Genomic DNA, 10,715 nt, shown 5'->3' on the forward strand with positions numbered 1-10,715 from the left:
TTCTTTTAGGGCATTATGCCCTATACTTAAAATTTAACTGAACAGTATATGGACATAAGGTTGAAATAACACTTTATGTCCCTTTTTATTAGGAGGAAAATACGATGAAAGACAAAATAAAAAAAGCAATACACAAAGTGCTGATGACGATTGCAACTATCTTCATAACACTATCTACAGTGTTCTCTTCAATGCCATTGCAAGTTCAAGCGGCAGGAGAAAATATATATTTTGAAGTCAATAAAGCAGATGAGGTATTAAAGGAAGCACAAAGACATTTAGGAAAGCCATATGTATGGGGAGCTGCAGGCCCGAATAGCTTTGATTGCTCTGGTTTCGTTTCTTATGTATTCAAACAGGTTGGCTTGAAATTTAATGCAGACCGTTTCACTACATATTCCATTGATAGTTATCTGGAAGGCTTAGGTGTAACAAGCTATACCTACTCCACCGAGGAAGCAAATCCTAAAAATGTAAAAGCAGGAGATATCATTCTGTTTTATGATAATACAGGAGATGCTCTTCATATGGGGATTTATATGGGTAACGGTAAAATCATACATTGTGCTGCTGAGATGCCATCAGGCCCTCAACAACAAGTTATGATCAGCGATATTGATTTACTCAGCACCAAACATGGAAGTTCAATCATTACATATAAAGCATATCGAATCTTCCCTGATGAAGGTGGAGTAAGATTGAAGAAAACAGATGAATTTGGAAATGCATTGGCAGGAGTTAAGTTTAAAATAACAATGCCTAATGGTTCAACTAAAACAGTTACTACAAATTCAAATGGTATTTGGGATTCAGATGATGAAGGTGTTAATTTAGATACAGGAACATATAAGTATCAAGAAGTATCTACCGTAGAAGGTTACCTGTTGGATAACACAGTAAGATCGTTTACTGTCAAAGCAGGCGTGAAGGCAAGTGAAAATGTGGTAGTAGTCACTAATAACGAACCAACTGGAGAGATCGAAGTTATTAAAACAAATACGAATGGAGATCGAGTTTCCAATACGGTCTTCAAGGTATATGCTGATAAAACCATCACGAACAGAGCAGGATCAAAAGTTTTTTATACTAAAGATCAATTAGTTGCTACGTTGACAACGTCAGCAAATGGCAAAGCAAGTGTAAAAGTTCCTTTAGGCAGATACCGTATCGTGGAATCACAAGTAACGAATGGCTATATTCTAAATACAAAAGAGCATATAGTAACACTTGATTACAAGAATCAGACAACCTCTCTGATTACTTCATCTACGACGATTGAAAATAAGGAACAGAAAGGTAAAGTTGTTTTAAAGAAATCCATTGATACAACAGAAACAGATGGTAAATATGGTGATGCTTATTTGCAGGATAACCAATATGCTTTGATTGCCAAGGAAAAAATAACGAATGCTGCAGGTACCATTAAATATTACGAAAAGGATCAGATCATATCTTATAAAAAAACAGATTCCAACGGAATGATTACATGGGATGATCTTCCATTAGGAAAATATTACATCGAAGAAGTAGACAATAATGGTAGTCTTCAGATCAATTCTGCTAAAATCGATGTTTCTGTAGATTACGCAGGTCAGACAGTGGAAAAAACGGTTGTCAACAAGACAACTGCAGATAAACCTAACATGCAGAAAATCCAAATTTTCAAATCAGGAATTGATGGCTCTTCTGGAGTATATGATGGTTTAGAAGATGTAGAATTTACTTTGAAACTGAAATCAGATGTAAATAAGTCTGGATGGGATAAAGCAGTTACTTATGATGTGATCACCACAGATAAAAAAGGAATTGCAACTACGAAGTATCTGCCTTATGGTGTTTATCTTGTGAAGGAAACAAAGAGTCCTGCAGATCGTATACCAGCACCTGATTTTACTATTTCAATCAGTAAGAATTATACGTCTTACAAAAAAGATGAACAGATCAAGAAGATCAATGTAAACAATGCTCCATTATCTGCACAGGTTCGTATCGTAAAAGAAGATTATGATACTGGAAAAGCAGTAACATTGAACAGTGCAAGCTTCAAGATTAAAGATGAAGATGGCAACTATGTTGTACAAAAGGTAGGTGGTGTGAAAATTGATACATTCACTACTAACAGCAAGAATCAGGTTGTTTCCATTTTTGGAAAACAGGGTGAAGTTGTATTACCGTTAAAATTGCAGTCAGGAAGTTATACCATCGATGAGATCAAGACTCCTGAAGGGTTCTTGGAACTGGAAAAACCAGTGACATTCAAGATTGAAAATATCAGAGATATGGATCAGGACGAAGATCAGGAACCAATTATAACTGTTAAGGTTAAGAACAGACTGCCAAAGGGTATTTTGACAATTAAGAAAGTCGATCAAACAACTAAACTTCCTATGGAAAATGTTGAGTATTGCTTAACTGCAAAGAAAGATATCATCAATATGATCGATGGTTCTAAGTTGTATAAAGCTGGAGAAACTGTTTATGAAGGTAAAACGAATGCCAAAGGAATCATTACCATTAAAGATATTAACATGGGTGAATATGAGCTGCGTGAAAAATTGACTTTAGAAGGATATGTGCTTTCTGAAGAAGTTCATGACGTTGTATTTACGAAAAAAGACAATACGACCAAGGTATATGAGATAGGAGTAAACGTAACAAATATTGCTCCAAAAGGCGAAATCCATTTGGTTAAGAAAGATAAAGATACCAAAGAATTCTTAAGTGGAGTAATTTATCAACTGACAGCCAAAGAGGATATCGTAAGCCTTGATGGAAGAAATACTGTTCTTTATAAAGCGGGTGAACCAGTATCTGTTGATATTTCAGAAGATGGACGATATATGACAGATGAAACAGGTGAGATCAATATAGCGAATTTGCCATTAGGAAAATATGAGTTGAAAGAAGTCCAAGCATTGGAAGGTTACTATCTAGATACAACAGTATACGATATTGACTTAAGTTACGACCATAGTGATAAGACGCTTTATACACGCTCACTGGAAGTAACTAACAAAAAGACTACTACCGAAATATCCAAGGTAGATGCAACAGATGAAAAAGAACTGGAAGGCGCAGAATTATCGTTGTTTGATAAAGATGATAACTTAATTGAGTCATGGACTTCAGGAAAAGAACCTCATATTATCAAAGGATTGCTTATCGGCATGGAATATCGTCTTCATGAAGATCTTGCACCATTAGGATACGCTACTGCATCTGATGTTACATTTACCATCGATGAGTCAGGAGAAGCAACAAAAGTGGAAATGAAAGATGAAATCACAAAGACAGAGATCCTGAAAGTGGATGCAGATACGAAAGAGCCTCTTGCTGGAGCGCAGCTACAGGTATTGGAGAAAGAAAGCAAGAATATCATAGATGAGTGGACAAGTTCAGAAGAAGCACACAAGATTACTGGACTTCATGTTGGTAAGACTTATGTACTTCATGAGGTCAATGCACCTGCTGGATACCACAAAGCTGAGGATGTGGAATTCACGATCGCAGATAGTGGAGAAATACTAAAAGTTGAAATGAGTGATCGCATTACGACAATCATTGTGGAAAAACAGGATGCAGAAAACGGAGAAGCACTGCAAGGTGCTGTACTAACTATCGTGGATAAAGAAACAGGTAAAACTGTGGAAACATGGAAGTCCACGAAAGAACCTCATGAGATCAAAGGACTTGAGGTAGGAAAATCCTATATCCTCAAGGAAATCAGTGCTCCTTCACACTACGAAAAAGCAGGTGACATTGAGTTTAAGGTGGAAGAGGATATGCAGGTTCAGCACTTGGTAATGAAGGATAAAAGAACACCGATCACTGTTGTGCAGACAGGAGATGAAACAAAAGTAATGCCATTATTAGCCATCGTACTTGGTGCAGGTATCGCTGTTCTTGTCTTGTATAGAAAGTCAAAAAAGCAATAAGAAAGTAAATGAATGTATTCATGATAGGGGCAGTGATAAAAAAATCATTGCTCCTATTTTGCTGATGGAAATGGAAAGGTGGAGAAAATGAAAATCATTCATCAAAAGGTAGAGGCATATCCTAGCAGGATCCGTTTGCCTGTGGATTATCTAAAAATCAGTGATCCTAATTATGAGGAAGGTGTCTGGTGCAGATATGAAAAAGATAACATTCAGATGGATTCCATTCAGGTCATGGTAAAGCATGAAACCATGTATGATGAGCAAGAGGATTACAGTTATGATTATGGCGAACTTATCGTGAGTCTTTCCAATAGATATTGGAAAGGAGAACCAACCGCTGAAAAAGAATATGAAATAGGAGTAGATACGGCACGATATGAAATTGAAACAGAGCATAACCGAAGTGAAATCTATACTGCTTCTGACGGTATTTTCGGTGCAGTGAATGAATGTTATTATGGAGATAAGCTGGGGAAGATCAATATTTATCTGGCAATCCCTGATGAATATGAAATGGATGAAACAGAGTTTATCTTAAATGTGTTAAGAACAATGAATATTCATCATCTGCATTTATGCGTTGTCAGAGATGAAGATGTAGATATAAATATGGATAATGAAGAATTATTCGAGGACATGCAAATGTCCCCATAAATCAGAAAGGAGGAATGTGCCTATTGAACAGTATTATCAGCTGGATAGGTGGTAAAAAAGCATTACGCAATCTCATCTATTCCAGATTTCCAAATTATTATGATCGTTACATTGAAGTGTTTGGCGGTGGTGGATGGGTTCTCTTCGGTAAGCAGCCAGATAAATTCGAAGTATATAACGATTTTAATAATAACTTAACCAATATGTTTGCGGTCATCAGAGATCAGCCATTGGCCTTCATAGAGGAACTGGGCTATTTACCTGAGAATGGACGTTATATCTTTAACTTGTATAAAGACATTATCTCAAAGCAACGAATCGAAGATAAATATCTGGAGGATGAGGTTAAGCGTGTTCGTGTTTATTTTACAGAGCTACAGGCAGAAGAAATCATAGAGATTATGAGAAAAGAACGTATTGAAAAACAGGATGTAAAGCTAGCAGTGGCGTTTTTTAAACTGATACGTTACAGTTATGGCTCTGGCTGCAAGACTTATGGATGCAGACCATATGATGTAAGGAATGCTTTCCATATGGTTTGGGATATATCTGATCGTCTTAGCAATACCATCATCGAGAATAAAGATTTTGAGGCATTGATCTGTCAATATGATAGACCGAATGCCTTTTTTTATTGTGATCCACCTTATTATGAAACAGAAGGGATGTATCAGGTTTTATTTACAAAAGAGGATCATACACGGTTAAGAGATACATTGGCGAATATACAAGGAAAGTTTTTGCTTAGTTATAACGATTGTGAATTCATACGTGATATTTATAAAGACTTTCATATAGAAAGTTGTTCACGTGTAAATAACATGGCATTGCGCTATGACAATGCTGCGGAATTCCCAGAAGTTTTGATATCTAATTATGACACGCAGAATAATGAAAGAGTTGGAAAACAAATGGGACTATTTGATTTAGATTTTATGGAAAGCGAGGATGAAGAAAATGAATAGTATATATATCAATGTTTTGGAAGATTTTAAGATTCAGTTACCTCAACAGGTTGCAAAAGAGATGCTTCTGAAAGTTGGGGATCGTTTGATTTTACAATATGATCCAGAAAGATTGGCAGAAAAGTGTTTTTTCATCGAAGGAGATGAAAAAGATAGATTAGAAAAAGAAGAATACTTCTGCATTCCACATCGTCTATTCAAAAGTGCTGGAATAGAAAATCAGGATCTGCAAGTCATACTTGGTAGCGAGGAACTGACAGTGACAACATCTGCCAATATCATCAAGGCATTACCTAGTGAATACATAGAAGCACTGATGGAGCAGCATGTCGATTTAAATAGAATGGCAGATTGTATTGCAGAAAGGATCAATGAAAATGTGCTCGAATCAGAAGAAGAGTCAATTTAAGATATTAGATACACAAGGAAGATTGGTAATTCCTCAGGATATCCGCGATAAAGCGGATATCCATAAGGGCGATATTGTAGAGATCAAAAATGTACGAAACGGTATCTTAATTGCAAAACTAGATATCGTCAAGCTGAATGATGAATCTATTGAAGCATTACAAAATATGGTCATTTCCTCCGCAAGAAAGTTAGATAAAAAATCACTTTTGATGCTTACAAAAAAGATGGTAGAAATGGCAGAAAGAACGGAGGAGTATAATGATTAGAGTTTTAAAAGATAAAAGGATAAAGGTCTTGTTCGTCATGATATTTTTATTATTGATGTTCGTAATTTTTATGAAACCATGTTATGCAGCTGGAGATGTATCAGGAGCAATCGAGAGTGCATGGGGAAGTGCTAAAGGACAGATAAAAAGTGTTGTCAATAATGTCGTATTCCCAGTCATCGACCTTGTCTTGGCAGTATTCTTTTTTGTGAAGCTCGGAACCGCATATTTCGATTATCGAAAGCAGGGACAGTTTGAATGGACAGCTCCAGCCATCCTGTTTGCATGTTTATGTTTCACATTAACAGCACCAAATTATATTTGGACGATTCTGTAAGGAGCAGCCATGTTTATTTGGGATTTTGTAGCTGACAAGGTACTGGGAGGTATTATCGATTGGATATATGAAAAGATTCTTGATACCTTAGGGGAATTTTTTGGACTGATGGGAAACATGGGAGCAGAGATTTTTGATTATAATTGGGTAAAATCTATCGTAGAAATTATGCGTCTGTTTGGGTGGACGCTGTTTGCGGTAGGGCTTGTGGTAGCTGCTTTCGAGTGCGCATTAGAGTATCAAGGAGGCAGAGGAAGCATCAAGGATACAGCTTTGAATTATATTAAGGGATTTATGGCTGTATCCCTTTTTACTGTGGTACCAATTAGTCTGTTCAAGTTCTGCATCACATTACAGGTACAGCTTACCTCAGGAATGGCAACTCTAGTTGGATCTGATTCAATAGGAGAAACTGCAAAAATGTCATTAGGATTTTTAACAGATATGGGATTAAGCGCACTGCTCGCCATCATGATTTTAATCATGATGGGCTATTCTATAATCAAAATATTTTTTGCTAATCTGAAACGTGGAGGAATATTGTTGATTACTATAGCAGTAGGCTCTTTATATATGTTCTCTGTGCCAAGAGGCTATACCGATGGTTTCGTTCAATGGTGTAAACAGATTATCGGTATATGTCTTACTGCTTTTTTACAGGCAGTGATGTTAATTGCAGGACTTGGTGTCATGAAAGAAAACTGTTTATTGGGAATTGGTTTGATCCTCTCTGCAGGAGAGATACCAAGAATTGCTGGACAGTTTGGAATGGACACAAGTACGAAAGCGAATCTGATGAGTACGATGTATGCTGCACAAGCAGCTATGTCTATTACCAGAACGATTGCAGGTGCGGTTAAGTAAATGAGAAGATATATGGCTTACATCGATGAAATTAACTATTCCATTGATCTTGATGGAAATGAACTTTGCCCATTTATTACACACTTCGGTAATTTTGGAGATATTGAAATCTACGATCAAATTAAGAAAGAGATTCTATTAAATACTAAAGAAGTCTATATTGATTGCTTCTACCCTGATGAATCTAATAGAGAGATTGCTCAGCATAGAGCAAGACATCTTTCTTATATGTTCGAAAATTACAAATATCATAAAAAACTTAAATATCCAAAAGGAAGATTACGAGCAATATATATGGATATGATGAGAGAATTATCTTTGATAAGAGATGATATTTGTTTTGAGCATATAAAAAGATAATATTAATGTGAATTTTCTTACCTTGTATATGGTACAGTTAAAGCGTATAATAACCCTATAAATTAGAATTTGAAAGTGGGATGAAGTTAAATGAATAAAGAGGAATTGCATCGTGTTATAGGAGAACAACAACCTAATATATGCCAAATGGTAGTGCTCAAAAACGGCAACATTATTTATAGTGATACTTGGAATGATTTTAATGCAGACGATAACATTCATATTGCTTCGGTAACAAAAAGCATTATAGCCATACTTATTGGAATTGCTATTGATAAAGGTATGATTAAAAGTATCCATCAAAAAGTATTGGATTTTTTCCCCGACTATGTGCTTAAAAGAGGAGAAAAGACCATACACAATATTACTTTATATCATTTGCTTACAATGACCGCACCATATAAATACAAGTCGGAGCCTTGGACAAAAGTATGCACGAGTGAGGATTGGTCAAAAGCAGTCCTTGATTTACTCGGCGGTAAAAGCGGTATTATAGGTGAGTTTAAGTATTCAACACTCGGCATACATATATTGAGTACAATAATAACCAAAGTAAGTAATATGACAACATTGGAATTTGCCAATGAATATTTATTCAAGCCTCTTGAAATAAAAGAAAGACATCTTTATACAGTAAAAAACAAAGAGGAACATATTGGCTTTGTGACTTCAAAAGAGCCAAAAGAAAATGGTTGGTTTTGCGATAACAAAGGAATTGTATCATCAGGTTTTGGGCTCTGTTTATCGGCAGAAGATATGGCTAAAATAGGACAAATGTGCCTTGATAAAGGTATCTATGATAACAAAAGAATTGTATCAACCGAATGGATAGAAAAAATAACTACACCATATTTAACTACTGATGAAAAATTTGGATTTATGAAATATGGCTTTTTGTGGTGGATTATAGACGAAGAAGAGAAAATATATTCTGCCATTGGTGACAGTGGAAATGTAATATATGTTAATACTGAAAAGAACATTGTAATCTCTGTTACGGCAACATTCAAGCCTTTGGTATTTGATAGAGTTCAATTCATAAGAGAATATATTGAGCCATTTGTTTTAGAATAACAAATTACAGTTTATAAATTAAGATTAGCAATCATAATATGGTCGCTTTATTTAAATATACAGAAAGGAATGATAGAAAGATGTATATGTATCCAGATAATCTGAAAGGAAAGCCAACTTTATGGCTCTGGTATCTGACAGATATTGGAATCATCGGAATAGGTGCTATCTTTTCAGTAATGGCAATCACGCAAGTAAACTTTTACCTGCCTGTTGCATTGGTTGCCTGTTATGCATTTTTGACAATACGATATCAAGACACAAGTATCTTTGATTTTATCAAATATGCCTGTGCCTTTTTTATTTTCAGCCAGCAATTTTTTCATTGGTCATTATCAAATGTTGATTCAATTGATATGGAGATTGGCAAGAAGGGAGGTCACTGATGAAAAAGAAGAAAAAACAATCAACGAGAGAATTGGTGAATACGAAGACAATCACAGACTTCAGCTTACAGCAGTATGGCGGAGATGAGATTGTCTTTTTTATTATCCAGCCTCAGAACCTGTCCGTAATGAGTCATGAGAATATCGGAAGTAAGATTTTTGCTTTGACGAATGTGTTAAAAGGATTGGCAGATCTGGAAATGATCTCGTTGAACAGCAGGGATAACTTTGAGGAAAATAAGATTTTTCTAAGAAAGCGAATCGAGGAAGAAAAGAATGAGAAAGTGATTCAGTTGTTAAATAAAGATCTATTACATCTGGATAAGATCCAGATTCAGACTGCAACTGCTCGATTGTTCCTGCTTGCTGTTCGGATCAAGCCGAATGATCAGGTGGAAATCATGCAGCTGATTCATAGAATCGAGAAGCTAATCAAACTACAGAATTTAACAGTAAAACGTGCTTCTAAAGATGATCTGAAAGGAATGCTGGCTGTGTATTTTGAACAGAATGTGACAACAGATCGTTTTGAAGATATTGATGGAGAGAGGTGGTACACAGATGAAACTGTTTAAAAAGAAAAAGGTAATTCCCCCAGAAGAAGTGCATATCCAAGAATTTTTGGACATGATCTCTCCCTCTGTGATTCGGTTTTATAGTGAGTATTATATCTGTGGCAATACATATCGCTGTGTGTGGGCATTAAGAGAATACCCAACAGCCACAGAAGAACAAGCGCTTCTTCGTTATCTTGGCGAAAAAGATGGCTTAACACTTCATGTTTATGCCAGACAGGTGACTCCTGCAGAAGAAAAAAAGATTATTGGGAATGCCGCTAATAAGAACCGTATGAAGCAAGGAAACACACAGGATCTGCAGGAGTCCATCACTGCACAAAGCAATCTACAGGATGTTATGGATCTAATTGCGAATATGCATCGCTCTCGAGAACCGCTCATCCATTGTGCTGTATATTTGGAACTTACTGCAAATGATTATGAAGCATTGAAACTATTACAGACGGAAACACTTACAGAACTGGTACGAAGTAAGCTGAACGTAGACAGGCTGATATTACGACAGAAGGAAGGATTTCACGCAGTTATGCCAAGCGGTAGAGATATGTTCAAAGAACAGTTTGAGAGGGTACTGCCTGCAACAAGTGTAGCGAATCTGTTCCCTTTCAATTATTCTGGTAAGACAGATCCACATGGCATCTATCTAGGAGCCGATAAATTCGGTTCTAATATCATCGTAGATTTTAATAGACGAAGTGATGATAAGACAAATGCCAATATCCTGATTCTTGGTAACTCAGGACAGGGAAAATCATATCTTCTGAAACTCATTCTCTGTAATCTGCGTGAACAGGGGTTCACACTGATAACCTTAGATCCTGAACATGAGGTGCGACAAGAAGTCGCATAGTAAATTGCTGGTTGTCAGCTACCCTATCCATT

Annotated in this window: 12 protein-coding genes; all 12 read left to right on the forward strand. The window is 36.2% G+C overall.

The window, feature by feature from the left end; all coding sequences use genetic code 11:
* Positions 1-104: 104 nt before the first annotated feature.
* Positions 105-3,935 (forward strand): SpaA isopeptide-forming pilin-related protein, encoded by a 3,831-nt coding sequence (locus DW761_RS03745; protein ID WP_117516448.1) that lies wholly within the window; start codon positions 105-107, stop codon positions 3,933-3,935.
* 87 nt (positions 3,936-4,022) lie between these two features.
* Positions 4,023-4,592, forward strand: coding sequence for a hypothetical protein (locus DW761_RS03750; RefSeq protein WP_117456142.1), 570 nt, complete (start codon positions 4,023-4,025; stop codon positions 4,590-4,592).
* Positions 4,593-4,615: 23 nt separating this feature from the next.
* Positions 4,616-5,557, forward strand: coding sequence for a DNA adenine methylase (locus DW761_RS03755; RefSeq protein WP_117456140.1), 942 nt, complete (start codon positions 4,616-4,618; stop codon positions 5,555-5,557).
* Positions 5,550-5,966, forward strand: a complete 417-nt coding sequence (locus tag DW761_RS03760; protein ID WP_117456139.1) for a hypothetical protein — start codon at positions 5,550-5,552, stop codon at positions 5,964-5,966. The genes DW761_RS03755 and DW761_RS03760 overlap by 8 nt, the downstream gene beginning before the upstream one ends.
* Positions 5,929-6,234: an AbrB/MazE/SpoVT family DNA-binding domain-containing protein gene (locus DW761_RS03765; protein WP_233513015.1), complete on the forward strand. Its 306-nt coding sequence runs from the start codon at positions 5,929-5,931 to the stop codon at positions 6,232-6,234. The genes DW761_RS03760 and DW761_RS03765 overlap by 38 nt, the downstream gene beginning before the upstream one ends.
* Positions 6,227-6,571 (forward strand): DUF3852 domain-containing protein, encoded by a 345-nt coding sequence (locus DW761_RS03770; protein WP_117456137.1) that lies wholly within the window; start codon positions 6,227-6,229, stop codon positions 6,569-6,571. The genes DW761_RS03765 and DW761_RS03770 overlap by 8 nt, the downstream gene beginning before the upstream one ends.
* 9 nt (positions 6,572-6,580) lie before the next feature.
* Positions 6,581-7,435, forward strand: coding sequence for a conjugal transfer protein TrbL family protein (locus DW761_RS03775; protein WP_117456135.1), 855 nt, complete (start codon positions 6,581-6,583; stop codon positions 7,433-7,435).
* Positions 7,436-7,447: 12 nt separating this feature from the next.
* Complete coding sequence (locus DW761_RS03780; RefSeq protein WP_117456133.1) at positions 7,448-7,795, forward strand: hypothetical protein; 348 nt, start codon at positions 7,448-7,450, stop codon at positions 7,793-7,795.
* A gap of 90 nt (positions 7,796-7,885) precedes the next feature.
* Positions 7,886-8,869, forward strand: a complete 984-nt coding sequence (locus tag DW761_RS03785) for a serine hydrolase domain-containing protein (RefSeq protein WP_117516450.1) — start codon at positions 7,886-7,888, stop codon at positions 8,867-8,869.
* Positions 8,870-8,949: 80 nt separating this feature from the next.
* Positions 8,950-9,255, forward strand: a complete 306-nt coding sequence (locus DW761_RS03790) for a hypothetical protein (protein WP_117455928.1) — start codon at positions 8,950-8,952, stop codon at positions 9,253-9,255.
* Positions 9,255-9,830, forward strand: a complete 576-nt coding sequence (locus DW761_RS03795; protein WP_117455926.1) for a hypothetical protein — start codon at positions 9,255-9,257, stop codon at positions 9,828-9,830. Before DW761_RS03790 ends, DW761_RS03795 begins: the two co-directional genes overlap by 1 nt.
* Positions 9,817-10,683, forward strand: a complete 867-nt coding sequence (locus DW761_RS03800; RefSeq protein ID WP_233509479.1) for a type IV secretory system conjugative DNA transfer family protein — start codon at positions 9,817-9,819, stop codon at positions 10,681-10,683. Before DW761_RS03795 ends, DW761_RS03800 begins: the two co-directional genes overlap by 14 nt.
* Positions 10,684-10,715 lie beyond the last annotated feature (32 nt).

The sequence above is a fragment of the Absiella sp. AM29-15 genome (genome assembly GCF_003434225.1).
Lineage (GTDB): Bacteria > Bacillota_I > Bacilli_A > Erysipelotrichales > Erysipelotrichaceae > Hoskinsella > Hoskinsella hominis.

Coding starts and splice junctions, on each gene's coding strand:
- DW761_RS03760 (WP_117456139.1), top strand. CDS start 5,550: ATGAATAGTATATATATCAATGTTTTGGAAGATTTTAAGATTCAGTTA.
- DW761_RS03785 (WP_117516450.1), top strand. CDS start 7,886: ATGAATAAAGAGGAATTGCATCGTGTTATAGGAGAACAACAACCTAAT.
- DW761_RS03800 (WP_233509479.1), top strand. CDS start 9,817: ATGAAACTGTTTAAAAAGAAAAAGGTAATTCCCCCAGAAGAAGTGCAT.
- DW761_RS03780 (WP_117456133.1), top strand. CDS start 7,448: ATGGCTTACATCGATGAAATTAACTATTCCATTGATCTTGATGGAAAT.
- DW761_RS03770 (WP_117456137.1), top strand. CDS start 6,227: ATGATTAGAGTTTTAAAAGATAAAAGGATAAAGGTCTTGTTCGTCATG.
- DW761_RS03745 (WP_117516448.1), top strand. CDS start 105: ATGAAAGACAAAATAAAAAAAGCAATACACAAAGTGCTGATGACGATT.
- DW761_RS03790 (WP_117455928.1), top strand. CDS start 8,950: ATGTATATGTATCCAGATAATCTGAAAGGAAAGCCAACTTTATGGCTC.
- DW761_RS03795 (WP_117455926.1), top strand. CDS start 9,255: ATGAAAAAGAAGAAAAAACAATCAACGAGAGAATTGGTGAATACGAAG.
- DW761_RS03775 (WP_117456135.1), top strand. CDS start 6,581: ATGTTTATTTGGGATTTTGTAGCTGACAAGGTACTGGGAGGTATTATC.
- DW761_RS03765 (WP_233513015.1), top strand. CDS start 5,929: ATGAAAATGTGCTCGAATCAGAAGAAGAGTCAATTTAAGATATTAGAT.
- DW761_RS03750 (WP_117456142.1), top strand. CDS start 4,023: ATGAAAATCATTCATCAAAAGGTAGAGGCATATCCTAGCAGGATCCGT.